Origin of the sequence: Pseudomonas oryzihabitans NBRC 102199, assembly GCF_000730625.1 — a bacterium.
Classification (GTDB): Bacteria; Pseudomonadota; Gammaproteobacteria; order Pseudomonadales; family Pseudomonadaceae; genus Chryseomonas; species Chryseomonas oryzihabitans.
This window is the reverse complement of record NZ_BBIT01000005.1, coordinates 377,653-396,310: the sequence shown is the minus strand read 5'-3', so window position 1 is coordinate 396,310 and position 18,658 is coordinate 377,653. Positions and strand designations below refer to the sequence as shown.

The window sequence follows — 18,658 nt, the reverse complement described above, 5'->3', positions numbered from 1 at the left end:
TCTGAATTAAAAATCAGGCACGCATAAATATTCAGGCGAGCCGAACACAAGAACAATAACCTCAGGAGAAGTGCGTGGACGCCAAAGCCCCGACCGCCTCGCCACCCGCCAAGCCCCTCGCCCGCCTGGCCCTGCGCCTGCCGCGCAACGTCGGCGGTCCGCTGATCGGCCTGGCGCTGCTGATCGCCGTGTTCTCCTTTGCCTCGGAGTATTTCTTCTCCGTGCGCAACGCCCTCAACATCCTCGACCAGGTGACCGTGCTCGGCATCCTGGCCATCGGCATGACCCTGGTCATCGTCATCGGCGGCATCGACCTGTCGGTGGGCTCGGTACTGGCCTTTTCCATGATGCTGCTGGGCTGGCTCTATCAGGACATCGGCTGGCCGCTGGGTCTGGCGATTCCCGCCGCCATCCTCGGCGGCCTGGTCTGCGGCCTGGTCTCGGGCCTGCTCATCGCCCGCGCCCGGCTGCCCGCCTTCATCGCCACCCTGACCATGATGTCGGTGGCCCGCGGCCTGGCCAACATCCTTACTGACGGTCGCCAGATCGTCGGCTTTCCGGACTGGTTCACCAGCCTGGCCACGGTGCGACACTTCGGCTTCCTCTCGGTCACCGTCGGGCTGTTCCTGCTGATGCTGCTGGTGGCCTGGGTGTTCCTGCGCTTTCGCGCCGGTGGCCGCAACCTCTATGCCATGGGCGGTAGCGCCGAGGTGGCGCGGTTGTCGGGCATCAAGGTGCGCACCATCACCATCTGGATCTATGCCCTGAGCGGCGCCCTGGCGGGTCTGGCCGCGGTGGCCATGGCGGCGCGGCTGGATTCGTCCCAGCCCAGCGCCGGCCTGTCCATGGAGCTGGATGCCATCGCCGCGGTGGTGATCGGCGGCGCCAGCCTCAGCGGCGGCGTCGGCAGCGTCGGTGGCACCCTGGTGGGAGTGCTGATCATCGGCGTGCTGCGCAACGGCCTGAATCTGCTGGGGGTCTCGCCCTTCGTGCAGCAGGTGATCATCGGCATCGTCATCGCCCTGGCCGTCACCCTGGACACCCTGCGCCGCCGTAACGGGCAGCGCTAGTTTAGAACTGCTTCGTCTCGTCACCGCAGTACAACAATAACAACGGAGTGCCATCCATGCTGACCCCCAAGAAGCTGTTGCTCAGTACCCTGTTCGCCGCCATCACCTGCACCGGCGCCCTCAATGCCCAGGCCAAGGAACTCACCGTGGGCCTGGCCGTGGCCAACCTGCAGGCCGACTTCTTCAACCAGATCAAGCAGGCCGTCGAGGCCGAGGGCAAGGCCAAGGGCATCAAGGTGATCACCGTGGACGCCCAGGGCAATTCGGCGACCCAGGTCAACCAGATCCAGGACCTGATCACCCGCCAGGTCGACGCCCTGATCTACATCCCGGCCGGCGCCACCGCCGCCGGTGTCCCGGTCAAGGCGGCCAAGGCCGCCGGCATCCCGGTGGTGGCGGTGGACCGCAACGCCCCCGACGCCCCGGGTGACACCTTCATCGCCAGCGACAGCGTTGCCGCCGCCCGCACCCTGGCCGAATACGTCGGCAAGGTCACCAACGGCAAGGGCCGCGTCGCCATCCTCCAGGGTCAGATCGGCACCACCCCGGAAAACGATCGCGCCAAGGGCTTTTCCGAAGGCCTGGCCAAGTTTCCCGAGCTGAAGGTGGTCGCCCAGCAGCCCGCCGAGTGGGCCCAGGACAAGGGCTTCGCCGTGGCCCAGGACATGCTCCAGCGCGATCCCAACATCAGCGTCTTCTTCGGCCGTGCCGACGCCATGGCCCTGGGCGCGGCCCAGGCGGTCAAGGTGGCCAACCTCGACCATCCGGTGACCATCGTCGGCTTCGACGGCGACGTGGCCGGCCTCAAGGCCGTGGCCGCCGGCACCCTGTCCGCCACCATGACCCAGCAGACCCGCAAGATGGGGCGCATGGCCCTGGAATCGGCGGTGGCGCTCAAGGAAGGCAAGCAGGTGCCCAAGGAGCAGCTGCAGGAGGCGATCCTGACCACCAAGGATAACGTCGCCCCCTTCATCGAGAACCACCCGTAACCACGATCTGCTGCGCGTCGGCCAACCTGCGTTGAATACAACTTCGGACTGCTCATTTACCACTCGTAAACTCCGCATCCTCAGCTGTATTCGCCTTGGTTGGCTCTAGCTCGCGAGATCGTGTTGGCTCCTGCCCAAGGTGCCTCCCTAGGGAGGCACCGTTTCAGCTCCCCCCTTCGGAGGCTCCATGTCCGCCGTCATGCCCCTGGAACAGCCCGCGGCCCTCAGCCTGAGAAACATCGGCAAGAAATACGCCGGCATCGAGGTCCTGAGCGGCGTGGACGTCGACATCCAGCCCGGCGAGGTCCTGGCCCTGCTCGGCGAGAACGGCGCCGGCAAGTCCACGCTGTCGTCGATCATCGCCGGCCTGGTGCCGCCCGAAGCGGGCGGGCGCATGACCTGGCTGGGTCGCGACTATGCCCCGGACTCCCCCGGCGCCGCCCTGGCCGCCGGCATCGGCCTGATCCACCAGGAGATCCGCCTGCTGCCGGAACTGACCATCGCCGAGAACATGTTCGTCGGTCGCCTGCCCATGCGCGGTGGCCGCATCGATCGCGCCTTCATGGAAACCGAGGCCCAGCGCCAGCTGGATCGCCTGGGGCTGAAGGTACCCGCCACGCGCACCGTGGCCGGTCTCAGCGTGGCCGCCCAGCAACTGGTGGAGATCGCCAAGGCGCTGACCCTCAAGGCGCGCCTGCTGATCCTCGACGAACCTACCGCGGCCCTGGGCGGCGAAGAGACCGAGTTGCTGTTCGCCCAGGTCGAGCGACTCAAGGCCGAGGGCGTCTCCTTCATCTACATCAGCCATCGCCTGGAAGAGATCGCGCGCATCGCCGACCGGGTGCTAGTGCTGCGCGACGGCCGCCAGATCGCCCTGCACGCCACCGCCCAGGTGCCGGTGCGGCAACTGGTGGAAGAGATGGTCGGCCGCAGCGTGGAGCGCATCTTCCCGGCCATGGCCGCGCCCGCTGCTCGCGAGGTGCTGCGGGTGAAGGGCCTGAGCTGCCGCGAGATGCCACTCAAACACATCGATTTCAGCGTGCGCGCGGGCGAGGTCTTTGGCGTGGCCGGGGTGGTCGGCGCGGGGCGTACCGAGCTGGTCCGCGCCATCGCCGGCGCGGCCGAGCAGGTCACCGGCGAGCTGGTGCTGGAAGGCCAGGCCTGTCGCTTCGCCAGTCCCTACGACGCCATCCATGCCGGCATCGTGCTGGTGCCCGAGGATCGCAAGCAGCAGGGCGTGGTGGTCGATCACGCCATCGAGGAAAACCTCATCTATGGCAACACCGACCTGCTCGCCGGTGGCGGCTGGGTCTCGCCCGGCGGCCTGCGCGCCTTCGCCCGCAAGGCGGTGGCGCGGCTCGGCGTCAAGGGCCAGCCGGAGCAGGCCATCGCCGCCCTGTCCGGCGGCAACCAGCAGAAGGTGATCATCGCCAAGTGGCTGGCGCGCAATCCCAAGGTCTTCATCCTCGACGAGCCCACCCGCGGCATCGACGTCGGCGCCCGCGCCGCCATCTACCAGGTGATCGCCGAACTGGCGGCCACCGGCATGGCGGTGATCGTGGTCAGCTCGGACCTCGACGAGGTCCTCGGCCTGTCGCATCGGGTCATGGTGATGAGCCGTGGCCAGCAGATGGGCATTCTCGAACGTGAACAGGCCACTCCGGTGGCCGTGATGGAACTGGCGACCGCCTGACTAGGAGTTTTCCCATGCGTCTCTTCGATCTCGGCGGCCAGACCGCCTTCGTTACCGGTGCCGGCAGTGGCATCGGCCAGGCCATCGCCGTCGGACTGGCCGAGGCCGGCGCCCAGGTGGCCTGCTTCGACTTGCCCGGCAGCCGCGACCTCGCCGGTACCGTCGCGCGGATCCAGGCCCACGGCCGCCGCGCCCTGGCCCTGGAAGGCTCGGTGACCAGCGCCGCCGACCTGGAAGCCGCCGTGGCCCGTACCGAGGCCGAACTCGGCCCCCTGAGTCTCGCGGTCAACAGCGCCGGCATCGCCAACGCCCAGCCGGCCGAGGAGCTGGAACTGGAGCGCTGGCAGCGCATGCTCGACATCAACCTCACCGGGGTGATGCTCAGTTGCCAGGCCCAGGCGCGGGTCATGCTGCCGCGCGGCAAGGGCGCCATCGTCAACATCGCCTCCATGTCCGGCAGCATCGTCAACCGCGGCCTCCTGCAGGCCCACTACAACACCTCCAAGGCCGGGGTCATCCACCTGACCAAGAGCCTGGCGATGGAGTGGGCCGAGCGCGGCATCCGCGTCAACTGCATCAGCCCCGGCTATACCGCCACGCCGATGAACACCCGTCCCGAGGTGGCCGACCAGGTCAAGATCTTCGAGCAGACCACCCCGCTGGGCCGCATGGCCGAGGTGGAGGAAATGGTCGGTCCGGCGATCTTCCTCTGCAGCCCGGCCGCATCCTTTTGTACCGGGGTGGATCTCATCGTCGATGGCGGCTTCGTCTGCTGGTAACGCCTTTCACGATCTGCTGCGCGTCGGCCAAACGGCGTTGAAAAGACCTTCGGAATGCTCATTTACCGCTCGTAAACTCCGCTTCCTCAGGTCTTTTCGCCTAGTTTGGCTCTAGCTCGCGAGATCGTCGCCTATAGCCCTAGGAGGTTTCACGTGGAACGTCGCTTCGCAGGTCAAACCGTGGTCATCACCGGCGGTTGTCGGGGCATCGGTGAGGGTATCGCCGAGCGCTTCGGGCGTGAGGGCGCCAACCTGGTGCTGGTCTCCAACGCCGAGCGGGTGCATGACACCGCCGCACGGCTGGCCGCCGAGACCGGGGCCGAGGTGCTGCCGCTGGTGGTGGACATCACCGACGAGGCGGCGGTGGCCGACCTCTATGCCCAGGCCGAGTCGCGCTTCGGCCGGGTCGACGTCTCGGTGCAGAACGCCGGGATCATCACCATCGATGCCTTCGACCGCATGCCGCGCGAGGACTTCGACCGCATCCTGCAGGTCAACACCACCGGCGTCTGGCTGTGCTGCCGCGAGGCGGCCAGGCGCATGGTCGCCGCCGGGCGTGGCGGACGCCTGATCAACACCAGCTCCGGCCAGGGGCGCCAGGGCTTCATCTACACGCCCCACTATGCGGCGAGCAAGATGGGCGTCATCGGCATCACCCAGAGCCTGGCCCACGAACTGGCGCGCCACGGCATCACGGTCAACGCCTTCTGCCCCGGCATCATCGAAAGCGAGATGTGGGACTACAACGACCGCGTCTGGGGCGAGATCCTTTCCACCCCGGAAAAGCGCTATGGCCAGGGCGAACTGATGCAGGAATGGGTCGGCAACATCCCCATGAAGCGCGCCGGCACCCCGGACGATGTGGCCGGCCTGGTGGCCTTCCTCGCCTCGGCGGACGCCGCCTACATCACCGGCCAGGCGATCAATGTGGACGGTGGCCTGATCATGTCCTGATCGACCCCCGGGGACGCCAGGCCGCAAAAGCTTTGGCGTCCAGCGGGAGGCTGAGGGAAAATAGCGGGAAAATGCGCCTTTCTAACAGCCAAGTGCCTGCTTTTTGAGGGTTTGTCACGGCCGCCCCGGCCCGGCAGCCCTGGGTGCAACCTAGCCGCCGGTACCGGAAATCTGGATGAGTAATCTCGAAGAACAACGCCTGCTGACCAAGATCGCCTCCCTCTACTACGAAGAAGGGCTCAAGCAGTCGCAGATCTCCGAACAGCTCGACCTGTCGCAATCCTTTGTCAGCCGTGCCCTGAGCCGAGCGCTCAAGGAAGGCATCGTGCGCATCTCGGTGCAGCGCCCGCGCAACTTCCACCTGGAGCTGGAGCGTCAGCTGCAACAGCGCTACGGCATCCGCCAGGCGATCGTGGTGGAGCCCACCGGTGACGACGAAGAGGCCATCAAGCAGGCCATCGGCTCGGCCGCCGCCCACTACCTGGAAACCAGCGTCACCGAAAAGGACCACATCGGCATCTCCTCCTGGAGCTCCACCATCCGCGCCATGGTCGGTCACATGCACCGCGGCAGCAGTCGTCAGGGCGCGACCGAGGTGGTGCAGCTGCTTGGCGGGGTCGGCAACAAGGGCGCCTTCGAGGCCACCCTGCTGACCCAGCAACTGGCCAATCTGCTGGGTTGCCCGGCCTATCTGCTGCCCTCGCAGAGCATCGAGCAGTCGTCGGAAAGTCGTCAGCGCATCCTGCAGCTGGACGAGGTGCGCGAGGTCACCGAACGCTTCGCCCGGCTCACCGTGGCCCTGGTTGGCATCGGCGAGCTGGAGCCGTCGCAGCTCCTGCGCAACAGCGGCAACTATCACGGCGAGGCCATGCTGGAAGTGCTCGCCGCCCGCGGCGCGGTGGGCGACATCTGCCTGAGGTACTTCGACGCCCAAGGCCGACCGGTACTGGACGACAGTGAAGAGACCGTGGTCGCGGTGGACCTGCCGCAACTGCTGAAGATCGACCGCGTGGTGGGTCTGGCCGGGGGCCTGCGCAAGGTCAATGCCATCCGCGGCGCGCTGCAGGGCGGTTATCTGGATGTCCTGGTGGTTGATCTGCGCACTGCCCTGGCGCTGGTCCCCTGATCCACGCAAGCGACTGCCAGAACCGGGCCGGAAAACGCGATTTGCTGCCAAACGGCCCACCCGGTACGGAAATCTTTGGCAACATTCGGCAAGGACTGATCCGTAAGCTGTAGGACGACTGTTCTCTGGATAGCGTCCCATGCCCTCAGCGTCTTCGGCTTCGGCCACTGCCCTGCCCGCCTCCCAGCGGGCCGCCGCCCTCTCGGCGCGTCTCGATCGCCTGCCGGCCACCCGCAGCCTGTGGCGCCTGGTGGCCCTGCTGTCCATCGGCGGCTTCTTCGAACTCTACGACCTGTTCCAGACCGCCTACATCAGCCCCGGGCTCCTGCGCGATGGCGTCTTCCAGACCGGCGCGGCCGGGGTGTTCGGGGTCTCCGACCAGGCCGCCTTCGCCGCGGCCACCTTTCTCGGCCTGTTCGTCGGCGCCAGCCTGCTCAGCCCCATCGCCGACCGCTTCGGCCGCCGGGCGATCTTTACCTGGGCACTGGTCGGCTACACCCTGGCGACCCTGGCCATGGGTCTGCAGACCACCGCTCTGGGGCTGATCGCCCTGCGCTTCCTGGTGGGCATCGGCCTGGGCCTGGAGCTGGTGACCATCGACGCCTATCTGTCGGAGCTGGTGCCCAAGGCCATGCGCACCTCGGCCTTCGCCTTTGCCTTCGCCCTCCAGTTCCTTTCGGTACCGGCGGTGGCGCTGCTGTCCTGGTGGCTGGTGCCCCAGGCGCCGCTGGGCATTTCCGGCTGGCGCTGGGTGGTGCTGTCCAGTGCCGTCTTCGCCCTGTTCATCTGGTGGCTGCGCCAGCGCCTGCCCGAATCGCCGCGCTGGCTGGCGCAGCAGGGCCGGCTGGACGAAGCCGAACAGGGCGTGGAGCGCCTGGAAGCCGCCTGCCAGGCCGACAGCGGCCAGCCGCTGCCGCCACCCGCGGCGATCGTCGAAGAACGCGCCGTGAGCGCGCGCTTCGCGGCGCTATGGCAACCGCCCTATCGGCGGCGGGTGATCATGCTGATCGTCTTCAACCTGTTCCAGGCCATCGGCTTCTTCGGCTTCGGCAACTGGTTGCCGGCGCTGCTCTCCGGCCAGGGCGTGAGCCTGACCCACAGCCTGGGCTATGCCTTCGTCATCACCCTCGCCTATCCGCTGGGACCGCTGCTGTTCGTGCGCATCGCCAACCGCTTCGAGAACAAGTGGCAGATCGTCGGCTCCGCCCTGGGGACGGTGGGCTTCGGCAGCCTGTTCGCCCTGCAGCAGGGCGCCCTCGGTCTGATCCTCTGTGGCGTCGGCATCACCTTCTGCAACGCCTGGCTGACCTTTGCCTTCCACTCCTACCAGGCGGAGCTGTTCCCCACCGCCATCCGCGCCCGGGCGGTGGGTTTCTGCTATTCCTTCAGCCGGCTGTCGACGGTGTTCAGCAGCCTGCTGATCGGCACCCTGCTGGAGCGCCTGGGTACCCCGGGCGTGCTGGCCTTCATCGTCGCCAGCATGCTGATCGTGGTGCTGACCATCGGCCTGTTCGGCCCGCGCACCCGCAACCGGGCGCTGGAAGACATCGCCCGCTGAGGCAGGCCCGCGGTCAGAGGCGGAATTGCCGGACCGCGCCGTTCAGGTCGCCGGCCAGGCGCGCCAGGTCGGTGCTGGCGGCGGCGGTCTGCTCGGCCCCGGCGGCGTTCTGGGTGGAGAGGTCGCGGATGCTGGTGAGGTTGCGATCCACCTCGCGCGCCACCTGGGCCTGCTCCTCGGTGGCCGCGGAAATGCTCAGGTTGCGCTCGTTGATCTGCACGATGTGGCGAGCGATCTCGGCCAGCGCCTCGCCGGCGGCGGCGGCCACCGTCAGGCAGGCACCGGCCTGCTGATTGCTGGTGGCCATGGCGTCCACCGCCTTGCCGGCGCCGCCCTGGATGGCACCGATCATGTCTTCGATCTCGCCGGTGGACTGCTGGGTACGGGCCGCCAGGGCGCGCACCTCGTCGGCCACCACGGCAAAGCCACGCCCGGCATCCCCGGCGCGCGCCGCTTCGATGGCGGCGTTGAGCGCCAGCAGATTGGTCTGTTCGGCGATGCCGCGGATCACGTCGAGCACCCCGCTGATGCGCTGCACCTGGCCCGCCAGGCCGTCGATCTCACCGCTGCTGGAGGCCACCGCGCTGTGCAGGGCATGAATGGTGGCAAGGGTTTCCTCGACCCGGCGCTGGCCGAGATCGGCCGAGGTGCGCGAGTCCTGGGCGGCAGCGCTGGCGGCCGCGGCATTGCGCGCCACCTCCTCCACCGCGGCGGTCATCTGATTGACGGCGGTGGCCGCCTGGGCCAGCTCGTCGTTTTGCCGCTGGATGCCGCGCAGGCCGGTCTCGGTGACCGTCGACAGCTCTTCGGAGGTGGACGCGAGGGTGGTGGACGACAGGGTCAGCCGTTCCAGGGTGCCGCGCAGGTTTTCCTGCATTCGCGCCATGGCCGCCAGCAGCCGGCCGGGTTCGTCGTTGCCGTCACGCTCGATCGTCCGGCTGAGATCGTTGGCAGCGATGCGCTCGGCCACCGCCAGGGCCTTTTCCAGCGGCCCGGTGAGGCTGCGGGTGAAGCGCCAGGCCAGCAACAGGGTACCGGCCAGGGCCGCCACCATCACCGCCACGGTGATGGCGATGGCGTTGTGGTAGCTGGCCATGGAGGCGGCGGCCAGGCGCGTGACCTTGCCATCGACCACCCCGGCGAGTTCGTTGACGGTGGCGCTCAGGGCATTGCCGCTGTGGGCCATCTCGCCGTCCTGCCCGGCCAGCTTGAGCAACTCGGCGTCGTTCTGGTCGTCCAGCGCTTTCAGATAGCGATTCTGGTTGTTCAGGTAGGTGGCCAGTTGGCCGGTCATCCGGGTGTAGACCTCCCGCCCGGAGTCGGTGAGCAACAGGCCGTCGAACTGGCGCACATGCTGTTCCAGGCTGGCCTTGGCCGCGTCGATGGCCTTGTGCACCGCCTGGGTCTCGGCGTTGGAACTGGCCAGCATCAACCCCTGGTTCTGCATGCGCAGACTCAGCAGATCGGCGCGGATCTCGCCGATGGTCTGGACGCTGGGGATGACGTTGCCGACGATCTGCTCCTCGCTCTCCTTGATGACCCGATTCTGGCCCAGGGAAAACAACCCCAGGCCGATCACCAGCAGGGCGAAGAAACCAAAGGCGACCAGGGCCCGCGGGGCGATGTTGAGGGAGCGTAGCTTCACCGGGAAGACCTCGAAAAATGATTAGCCCCCTCATGATCGGCCAAACGGCGCCAGGCTTTAGGGCTCGCCGGCGCCGGATGGACGAAATGCCGCCTAAACCTCCTCCGCCTCGTTTAACCGCGTCTGCGCCAGACGTTTCGCCCCGGCCACGTCGGCCTTGCCGGTCCCCAGTTTCGGCAGGCTGTCCACCGCCAGCCAGGCCGAGGGCAGCAGCAGTCCACCCACCCCCTGGGCCAGCAGGGTCTTCTCTACCGCTGCGCCGTCCAGGGTGCCGGTATGCAGCACCACGATGCGCTCGCCCTTTCGGGCATCCGGCAGATTGACCGCCTGCAGCTCGATCTCCGGATCGGCCACCGCCCTGGCCAGGGCCTGCTCCACGGCGCCCAGGCTGACCATCTCGCCGCCGATCTTGGCGAAGCGCGAATAGCGGTCGACGATGGTGAGAAAGCCGTCCTCGTCCAGCCGGCCCTGGTCGCCGGTCACGTACCAGCGCTCGCCGTCGATCTCGCGGATGGCCTTGGCGGTGCGCTCGGGATCGTTCAGGTAGCCCTGCATCAGCTGCGGCCCGCCGATCAGCACCATGCCGGCCTCGCCGGTGGGCAATTCGGCGAAGGTCTGGGGATCGACGATCTTGAAGCCGGTCCCCGGCAGCGGCATGCCCACGGTGCCGAGCTTGCCGCCGCGCTGCACCTGCAGGTAGCTGACGTCCAGGGCATCGGGCAGGTTGACCGAGGCCACCGGGGCGGTCTCGGTGGCGCCGTAGCCTTCGTAGATGTCCTGGTTGAACTTGAGCTTGAAGGCCTCGCGCACCGCCGGATCCAGGCGTTCGGCGCCGGCCACCACGATGCGCAGGCTCTCCAGCATCAGCGGATGCACCTTGGTGTTGCGCACGAACAGCCGCAGGAAGGTCGAGGTGCCGCAGAGCACCGTGGCGCGATGGGTCGCCACCGCCTTGGCGATGCCGGCCACGTCGGTGGGATCGGCCTGGCACACCACCGGCACCCCCTCGATCAGCGGCAGAAACTGGGTCACCGTGAGACCGAAGGCGTGGAACAGCGGCAGCGAGGCCATGAAGACATCGTCGTCCTGGGTGTTGAGCACGTCCGAGGTCTGCTTGAGATTGGCCATCAGGTTGCGATGGCTGAGCATCACCCCCTTGGGCGTGCCCTCGCTGCCACTGGAGAAGAGGATGGCGGCGGTGGCCTCGGGATCGTGGGCGCGACTCACCAGCACCTGCAGCATGGCGGTCGGCAGCAGCCAGACCGCCAGCCAGTTGGCCAGCAGCTCGGCCTTGCCGATCCCGGCGCGCAATGCCTCCAGATCCACCACCTCGCGCCCGGCGAGCAACTCGTCCACCGGCAGGCCGCGCTGGCGCAGGCGCTCGAGAAAGCGCGTCGAGGTGTAGACGGTGCGGATACCGGCCTGGTCCAGGCCCGACGCCAGGGCCTCGGGCGTGGCCGTGTAGTTGAGATTGACCAGCGTCTTGCCGGCCAGCAGCACCGCCATGTTGGCCAGCATGCCGCCGCTGCTGGTGGGCAGCAGCAGACCCAGATTGGCCTCGGGCCGCTTGCGCATCCGCCGCGCCAGGCAGGCGGCGCCGGTGAGCGCCTGGGCGGCCTTGAGCGGAGCGCCCAGGTCGTCGATCAGCGCCAGGCCATTGGGTCGGCGCTTGACGCTGGCCACCCAGGCATCGGCCAACGACGGCAGGCCCTGCATGTAGCGCTCCCAGGAGCGGATCGACAGCTCGAAGATCCGCCGCTTGAGCACATCGGCCGGGGTGTCCTTGGCCAGCGCCTTGCCAAAGGCCACCACCACCTCGCGGTGCAGCGGACTGTCGCGCAGTTCCTTGAGCTTGCTGGAGGAGCGCGAGAACTGGCTGCCCCAGAGGCCGCGCAGGTAGAAGGGCACGATCTGCACCTCGGGCCCGACCCGCTCGCAGGCCTTTTCGTAGCCGCGGCGGAATTCGCCGAGTTGCCCGGTGCGGCTGATCGCCCCTTCCGGAAACAGGCAGACCACCTCGCCCGCGCTGAGCAACGCCGCCACCTGCTCCAGCGCCGCCCCGGCACCGTTGCCCTGGGCGATGGGCAGGCAGCCCATGGCCTTGAGGAAGGGCTTCAGGTACCAGCGCTCATAGATGGAGCGCAGCATCACGAAGCGCACCGGGCGCGGACTGGCGATCTGCACCATGGCCCAGTCGACCCAGCTGATGTGATTGCCCAGCAGCAGCACCCCGCCCTGGGCCGGCAGGTTCTGCAGCCCCTGCACCTGGATGCGGTAGTGGCGGGTGACCATCAGGCCGAGCAGAAAGCGCACCAGACTCTGCGGCAGCTTCCACACCGTGTAGGCGCCGCCGATCAGCGCTACCGCGGCGATCAGCAGCAGCAGCCAGCGACTGTCCAGGCCGAGCAGGGCGATCACCGCGGTGAGCACCAGAAAGCTCAGCATGGCGACGTTCTGCACCCAGTTGTTGGCCGCCAGCACCGTGCCGAGCTGGTCTTCCCGGGCATGGAACTGGATCAGCGCATTGAGCGGAACGATGAACAGCCCGCCCATCAGCCCGATGAAGACGAAGTTGAGCGCATGCACCAGCGCCGAACTGGGCGCCGGCAGCCACCACAGACCGAGGGCGATGCCCAGCGCGCCCACCGGGATCAGGCCGGTCTCGATGCGCCCGCGCGAGGCCCGGCTGGCCAGCGCCGAGCCGAGGGCGATGCCGATTCCGGCGCAGGCCAGGATGCCCTGCAGCAGCAACACGTTGTCGATGCCCAGGTGATCCTTGGCATAGGCCGGAAAGCTCGCCAGCAGCACCTGGCCCACCGACCAGAACACCGCGAGGCCGATGATCGACAGGCGGATCACCGGATTCTCGCCGATCACCGCCAGGTTCTGCCGGGCGCTCTGCAGCCGCACATAGGCATGCCAGTCGAAGGGCGCGCGCGGCCTGGGCTCTTCCAGCAGCGGCAGGCGATAGAGCAGCGCCACCTCGGCCAGGCTGCAGAGCACCAGCAGCCAGCCCAGCGGGGCGATGTCCTGCAGGATGGCGTGAGGCGTGGCCTGGTCCGCGCCCAGGTGCAGCTGGAAGAAGGCGGTGAAGACCACGGTGCCGGCGAGGATGGCGATGATGGAATTGGCCTGCACCAGGCCATTGCCCTCGGCCAGCCGCTGCTTGCCGAACAGCGCCTTGATGTAGCCGTACTTGGCCGGCGAATAGAAGGTCGCCTGGATGGCCAGCAGGAGCGTCATGGCAAAGGCCAGCTCGAACAGCCCGGCGTAGTAGGCCAGGGTGATGCCGAGGGTGATGGCCACCGCCGCCCAGCCGCCGAGGCGCAGCACCCGCACCTTGGCGAAGCGATCGGCGACATGGCCGGAGGGGCTGAACAGCAGGATGAAGGGCAGCAGCATCATGCCGTTGACCAGCGCGGTCAGCACCACCTGGGTGGAACCGTCATAGACCTTGAACACGGTGTTCTGGATGACGATCTTGTGGCCAAGATCGACGAAGGCGTTGAGAAAGACGGCGATCAGGTAGGGCCAGGCCCCCTTGATCCGGTGCAGCTTGTCCATGCGGAGTCTCTTTCGAGCAGGGGAGTCCGTAGCCTGAGTGAGACGCTCAGGCAGCGCAAGCAGCGCCATTGGTCAACAAATATGCGAATCAGGGCTATACAAGCTCGCGAAAGCGCGTATGGTGTATGCACTGCTACTGCAATAGTTACTCGATACCTGCTTGATGTTGCTTCATTTTCATCTCCTGGCTCGTCTCACTCTCGCATTACAGTCCCGCTAGCGAATGTCTCGCTAACGTGGTTGTTCCCCCTACATCCTGGAGATACTCATGTCCAATCGTGAAAATGGCACCGTCAAGTGGTTCAACGATGAGAAAGGCTACGGCTTCATCACCCCGGAAAGCGGCGCCGACCTGTTCGTGCACTACCGCTCCATCGAAAGCGCCGGCTTCAAGAGCCTGAGCGAAGGCCAGAAGGTCACTTTCGTGGCTGTCAAAGGCCAGAAGGGTATGCAAGCTGACCAGGTTCAAGTCGTCTAACGACTGATCCGGTTGCAGAAAGGCCCCACTTCGGTGGGGCTTTTTCGTTTCTGGGATTCGGGTTTTGCGGGATTGCCCATCTCCGCCACAAAGACGCTGATTGCCCAAACCACCCAAAGCCTCAGGCGCGCCCAATGCCCCTTCCAGCAGGGCGAACGCAATCGTTGCGCAAGGGTCGAGCGGCATGGATGCCGCGAGAGTCGCGAGGGCCATGGAAGGCCCTTCGCGGCGGGCCCCTGGAGCGGCGATGGAGGGAGTGGACCCCGGCGCAGCCGGGGCCGGATGGAGGGGCAAGCGTTTTTGGTTACTTTTGTCCGGGGCGCGCAGCCGCGACTGGCAAAAATGACTCGCCCGATGGGGCGAAACAAGAGGTAGCCGCAAACCTCGATAATCAGCCAAACAGCCCTGGCATTGGCTTACCCCTTGTCGTACGCCCGCTGCAGCGCCTCATTGAGCGTCCGCACCACCTTCACCCGGGCGAACCTCTTGTCGTTGGCCTCCACCAGGGTCCAGGGCGCGATGGCGGTGCTGGTCTGGACCACCATGTCGTTGACCGCCTGGCTGTAGAGATCCCACTTGTCCCGGTTGCGCCAGTCGTCCTCGGTGATCTTGAAACGCTTGAAGGGCGTTTCCTCGCGGGCGCGAAAGCGTTCGAGCTGGGTGTCCTGGTCGATGGCCAGCCAGAACTTGGCCAGCACGATGCCGGCGTCGTGGAGCTGTTCCTCGAAGTCGTTGATCTCGCCATAGGCCCGCTGCCAGTCGGCGACGGGCGTCAGCTCCTCGACCCGCTCCACCAGTACCCGGCCGTACCAGGAGCGGTCGAAGATGGTGAAGTTGGCCTGCCGCGGGATGTGCCGCCAGAAGCGCCAGAGATAGGGCTGGGCCAGCTCCTCGTCGCTGGGTGCGGCAACCGGGACGATGCGGTACTGGCGCGGATCCAGGGCGCCGGTGACCCGGCGGATGGCGCTGCCCTTGCCGGCGGCGTCGTTGCCCTCGAAGGCCGCCACCAGGGCATGGCGGCGATACTTCTTGTCGCGCAGCAGCCGCGCCAGGCGCGCCTGTTCGGCGAGCAGCTGGTCTTCGTAGTCGGCCTTGTCCAGGCGCTGGGTCAGATCCATGGCTTCCAGCACGCCACGACCATCCACCGGTGGCGGTACTACGGCGGCTGCCCGGCGCTGCTTGCGCGGCTTGTTGGCCAGGGCCCGCTGCAGCGCCTTGAGCAGCACGGTGCCGACGGTCAGGCTGCGAAAGCGCTCGTCGAAGCCGGGCACCACGTGCCAGGGGGCGTAGTCGTGGTGGGTTCGCCGCACCACCCGTTCGCCCTCCTTGACGAAACGGTCGTAGACCTTGGCCTGGCGCCAGTCCAGCGGACTGAGCTTCCAGCCTAGGCGGGGATCGTTCTTGAGGTGCTTCAGGCGCTGCTTGAGCTGCGGCTTGGAGAGGTGGAACCAGAACTTGAGGATCAGCGCGCCTTCGTCGGCCAGCATGCGCTCGAAGCGTTCCGCCTGGCCAATGGCGGCATCCAGCTCGACGCGACTGAGTTCCTTGTTGACCCGGCCGTGCAGCATCTGGCTGTACCAGTTGCCAAAGAAGACGCCGGTCCGGCCCTTGCCCGGCAGGCGCTGCCAGTAGCGCCAGGCCGGGGGATGCTGGCGCTCCTCGGCAGTGGGCTGGAGAAAGGTCTCGACGCGGATCAGGCGTGGATCCATCCACTCGTTGAGCAGCTTGACCGTCTCGCCCTTGCCCGCCCCCTCGATGCCATTGATCAGCACGATCACCGGGAAACGGCCCTGCGCCTTGAGTTCGTACTGGGCGGCCAGTAGTGCCTCGCGCAGCTTGGGCAGCTTGGCGTCGTAGGTGGCCTCATCGAGCAGGTGTTCGTTTTCGGCGGCTTCGAACATCCGGATCTCCTTGCGCAGGTGGTCGGGCAACTATAGCCCTTCTGACCCGGCCTGCGGCAGGCGGTGCCCCGCACCAGGCGGCATGAAGGAAATATGACGTTTAGATGAAATTTGGCATCTCCCGCTGTCGTGGAGGTCTTTCATACCGTTACGCTCCCGCGCAAGCGGGTGCGGCAGTCCACCCTATTGAGGAGAGTTCGATGGCCTTTCGTTTCGATGCACGGCAACCGGCTGACGAGGAAGTCCGCCGCGTGGTGACGGATCGTCTGGTGCAGGCTGAAGCGTCCCTGGCGAGCGGTACCCCCAAGGGCGTCCACGAGACACGCAAGCGCCTCAAGGAATTGCGCGCCCTCCTGCGGCTGCTGCACGGCGCCCTGGGCAAGCGCGCCTTCGCCAGTCGCAATCGGCGTCTGCGCGACCTGGGCCGGGAGCTGTCGTCGTTGCGCGACAGCGCCGCCCTGGTGGAAAGCTGGGACAAGCTGGGCGAATCCGATCGCAAGAGATTCGCCTCGCCGGCCATGAAGCGCGTGCGGCAGCGGCTGCAGGAGCGCGCCGACCAGCAGATCGCCGCGGCCAGCGGCCATCCCGAACTGCTCGAGGAACTGACCGCCATGCGCGAGGAGGTGGCCGGCTGGAAACTGTCCGGCAAGGGCTTCGCCCTCTTCGCCCGCGGCCTGGAAGACAACTACAAGGCCGGGCGCCAGGCGCTCAAGACCGCGCGCGACAAGCCCACCGACGATACCCTGCACGACTGGCGCAAGCGGGTGAAGGATCACTGGTATCACACCCAGCTGCTCGCCGCGGCCTGGCCGGCGGAATTCAAGACGCGGCAGAAGAGCCTCAAGCGCCTGTCGGAATACCTGGGCGACGATCACGACCTGGCGGTGATGCAGCAGCTGCTGCTGGACGAGCCGACCCTGTTCGGCGCCAGCAACACCCGCCTGGCGATCGGCGAAAGCCTGGCCCAGCAGCGCGAGCGGCTGCAGGCGAAGGCCTTTTCCCTGGGCCTGCGCCTCTATCTGGACAAGCCCACCGCCCTCGCCGAACGCTGGCGGGATCTCTGGCGGCTGGCCAGCCGCCCCTATGCCCCGCGCAAGACCAAGGGCCAGAGCGCCAAGGCCCCTGCCGGACTGCTGCCGCACCTGGTCGAGGAATCGTCAGTCTAACGTCTGCGCCAGACGGGATTTGTCGCGCGTGCTGGTGGTCCAAGTCCGGGCACACCACCACGCCGAGGTCTCGCGATGAAATCCAAGCTGCTCGCTTCCCTGTTCGCCTGTTCCGTCCTGGCCAGCACCGCCGCCCTGGCCGACCAGCCCGGTGCCGACTGGATGCCCATGAACGACGTCAAGTCCAAGCTCATGGAGCAGGGCTACACCTCGATCACCAAGATCGAAGCCGATGACGGTCAGTGGGAAGGCGAAGGCATGAAGAAGGATGGTATGAAGTACGACTTCCATGCCGACGCCAAGACCGGCAAGATCACCAAGGAAAAGATGGACATGTGATCTCTCGGGGATCCGGCCACGCGCTCGGATCCCCACCGACACCTGCGCCTCTTCCTGCCCGCTCTCTGCCTGGTCGGCTCGTCCTGGGCCACCTTCTTGTCACCTAGGAACCCCCATGTACAGTACCGCTTTGGTCGAGCTGCTGCGCACCCACGAGCGGTCGCTGCTCGATGCCTGGATCGGCGCCCAGCGCGCGGCCGGCATGCGCATCGACCTGCTCGATGAAACCACCATCCTGGCCAACTCCGCCGAATTGCTGCGCCGCATCACCGTGGCCGCCGCCCAGGGCCTGGGCAATCTGCGCGAGCCGCACTGGCAGCCGGTGCGCGCGCTGCTGGAGCGCTTCTCCTTCGACCAGAGTCGCGCGGGCCTGACGCCCGCGCAGACGGCGACCTTCGTCTTCTCGCTCAAGGAACCGCTGTTCAACCTGATCCAGAACGAATGCGACGATCCCCTCGCCGAGATCTGGGCCGCCACCCGGCTGATCGACGATCTCGGTCTGTACAGCATGGAAAGCTTCATGAGCGGCCGCGAGACGGTGATCCGCGAGCAGCAGGAAAGCATGCTGGAACTGTCCACCCCGGTGGTGGAGCTGTGGGACGGCATCCTGGCCATCCCGCTGATCGGCGCACTGGACAGCAACCGCACCCAGGTGGTGATGGAGTCGCTGCTGGAAAAGATCGTCCAGACCGGATCGGACATCGCCATCATCGACATCACCGGCGTACCCACGGTAGACACCATGGTCGCCCAGCACCTGCTCAAGACGGTGACCGCCGCCCGGCTGATGGGCGCCCAGTGCATCATCAGCGGCATCCGCCCGCAGATCGCCGCCACCATCGTCCACCTGGGCGTGGACCTGGGCGACGTCATCACCAAGGCGTCCCTGGCCGATGCCTTCCGCCTGACCCTGCGCCAGCAGGGCGTGCGCCTGGCCGCCCCGGCCGCCAAGGGTTAGGGAGCGCCTCATGATCGAGCGGATTCCGATCCTCAAGCTTGGACCCTTCCTGCTGCTGAGCATCCAGGTGGACATGCACGACCAGCTGGCGCTGGACCTGCAGGAAGACCTCACCGAGCAGATCGTGCGGCACAAGGCCAAGGGCGTACTCATCGACATCTCCGCGCTGGAAATCGTCGACTCCTTCATTGGCCGGATGCTCTCCCACATCGCCCAGGTCTCGCGCATCCTCGATGCCAAGGTGATCGTGGTCGGCATGCAGCCGGCGGTGGCCATCACCCTGGTGGAACTGGGGCTGTCGCTGGAAGGCATCGCCACGGCGCTGAACATGGAAAAGGGCATGCGCCGGCTGGAAGCCATGGTCGCCGCGGACGAATCGCTGGAGGAGTCAGAGGGTGGCGAAGACACAGACGCTTCCACTCCGCCAGGAGACTGACA

General features: G+C 66.9%; 14 protein-coding genes and 2 pseudogenes. 12 read left to right on the top strand and 4 right to left on the bottom strand.

Translation table 11 applies throughout. The annotated features are described in order from the left end of the window. Window positions 1-74: 74 nt before the first annotated feature. The 7 genes from POR01S_RS08085 (at window position 75) to POR01S_RS08055 (ending at window position 8,169) form a co-directional block, all read left to right on the top strand. Window positions 75-1,070 (top strand): ABC transporter permease, encoded by a 996-nt coding sequence (locus POR01S_RS08085; RefSeq protein ID WP_027600545.1) that lies wholly within the window; start codon window positions 75-77, stop codon window positions 1,068-1,070. 56 nt (window positions 1,071-1,126) lie between these two features. Next, on the top strand, window positions 1,127-2,059 hold the full coding sequence (locus POR01S_RS08080) for a sugar ABC transporter substrate-binding protein (RefSeq protein WP_042135051.1): 933 nt from the start codon (window positions 1,127-1,129) through the stop codon (window positions 2,057-2,059). Between the two features lie 187 nt (window positions 2,060-2,246). Then, on the top strand, window positions 2,247-3,752 hold the full coding sequence (locus tag POR01S_RS08075) for a sugar ABC transporter ATP-binding protein (protein WP_027597269.1): 1,506 nt from the start codon (window positions 2,247-2,249) through the stop codon (window positions 3,750-3,752). 14 nt (window positions 3,753-3,766) lie between these two features. Beyond that, the gene (locus POR01S_RS08070; protein WP_027600543.1) at window positions 3,767-4,531 is read left to right on the top strand and encodes an SDR family oxidoreductase; all 765 of its coding nucleotides are present in this window, start codon (window positions 3,767-3,769) and stop codon (window positions 4,529-4,531) included. 153 nt (window positions 4,532-4,684) lie between these two features. Next, window positions 4,685-5,485, top strand: coding sequence for an SDR family oxidoreductase (locus tag POR01S_RS08065; protein WP_042135049.1), 801 nt, complete (start codon window positions 4,685-4,687; stop codon window positions 5,483-5,485). Window positions 5,486-5,660: 175 nt separating this feature from the next. Next, on the top strand, window positions 5,661-6,611 hold the full coding sequence (locus POR01S_RS08060; protein ID WP_042135046.1) for a sugar-binding transcriptional regulator: 951 nt from the start codon (window positions 5,661-5,663) through the stop codon (window positions 6,609-6,611). A gap of 139 nt (window positions 6,612-6,750) precedes the next feature. Next, complete coding sequence (locus POR01S_RS08055) at window positions 6,751-8,169, top strand: MFS transporter (RefSeq protein ID WP_027600540.1); 1,419 nt, start codon at window positions 6,751-6,753, stop codon at window positions 8,167-8,169. A 13-nt stretch (window positions 8,170-8,182) separates the two neighbouring features. On the opposite strand, the pseudogene POR01S_RS24275 reads toward POR01S_RS08055, so the two are convergent. The 3 genes and pseudogenes from POR01S_RS24275 to POR01S_RS08045 form a co-directional block, all read right to left on the bottom strand. Beyond that, a pseudogene (locus tag POR01S_RS24275) lies at window positions 8,183-8,779 on the bottom strand (methyl-accepting chemotaxis protein); the annotation flags it as partial. A 309-nt stretch (window positions 8,780-9,088) separates the two neighbouring features. Further along, window positions 9,089-9,748 (bottom strand): annotated as a pseudogene (locus POR01S_RS24270) (MCP four helix bundle domain-containing protein); the annotation flags it as partial. Window positions 9,749-9,907: 159 nt separating this feature from the next. Continuing rightward, on the bottom strand, window positions 9,908-13,378 hold the full coding sequence (locus POR01S_RS08045; RefSeq protein ID WP_042135042.1) for an acyl-[ACP]--phospholipid O-acyltransferase: 3,471 nt from the start codon (window positions 13,376-13,378) through the stop codon (window positions 9,908-9,910). A 268-nt stretch (window positions 13,379-13,646) separates the two neighbouring features. On the opposite strand from POR01S_RS08045, the gene POR01S_RS08040 reads away from it, so the two are divergent. Then, entirely contained in the window at window positions 13,647-13,856 is a 210-nt protein-coding gene (locus POR01S_RS08040) for a cold-shock protein (protein ID WP_007160189.1), read from the top strand. Window positions 13,857-14,272: 416 nt separating this feature from the next. Here POR01S_RS08040 and pap read toward each other — a convergent pair whose 3' ends face one another. Beyond that, window positions 14,273-15,757 carry a polyphosphate:AMP phosphotransferase gene (gene pap, locus POR01S_RS08035; protein WP_027597262.1) on the bottom strand — a complete coding sequence of 495 codons (1,485 nt, stop codon included), beginning with the start codon at window positions 15,755-15,757 and terminating at the stop codon, window positions 14,273-14,275. A gap of 200 nt (window positions 15,758-15,957) precedes the next feature. Here pap and POR01S_RS08030 point away from each other — a divergent pair, with 200 nt between their 5' ends. The 4 genes from POR01S_RS08030 to POR01S_RS08015 all read left to right on the top strand — a co-directional run bounded on the left by POR01S_RS08030 (window position 15,958) and on the right by POR01S_RS08015 (window position 18,656). Then, the gene (locus POR01S_RS08030) at window positions 15,958-16,923 is read left to right on the top strand and encodes a CHAD domain-containing protein (RefSeq protein WP_042135039.1); all 966 of its coding nucleotides are present in this window, start codon (window positions 15,958-15,960) and stop codon (window positions 16,921-16,923) included. 75 nt (window positions 16,924-16,998) lie between these two features. Continuing rightward, window positions 16,999-17,262: a PepSY domain-containing protein gene (locus POR01S_RS08025; RefSeq protein ID WP_007160186.1), complete on the top strand. Its 264-nt coding sequence runs from the start codon at window positions 16,999-17,001 to the stop codon at window positions 17,260-17,262. A gap of 115 nt (window positions 17,263-17,377) precedes the next feature. Further along, entirely contained in the window at window positions 17,378-18,220 is an 843-nt protein-coding gene (locus POR01S_RS08020; protein ID WP_042135037.1) for an STAS domain-containing protein, read from the top strand. Between the two features lie 10 nt (window positions 18,221-18,230). Continuing rightward, window positions 18,231-18,656, top strand: a complete 426-nt coding sequence (locus tag POR01S_RS08015) for an STAS domain-containing protein (RefSeq protein ID WP_007160184.1) — start codon at window positions 18,231-18,233, stop codon at window positions 18,654-18,656. Window positions 18,657-18,658 lie beyond the last annotated feature (2 nt).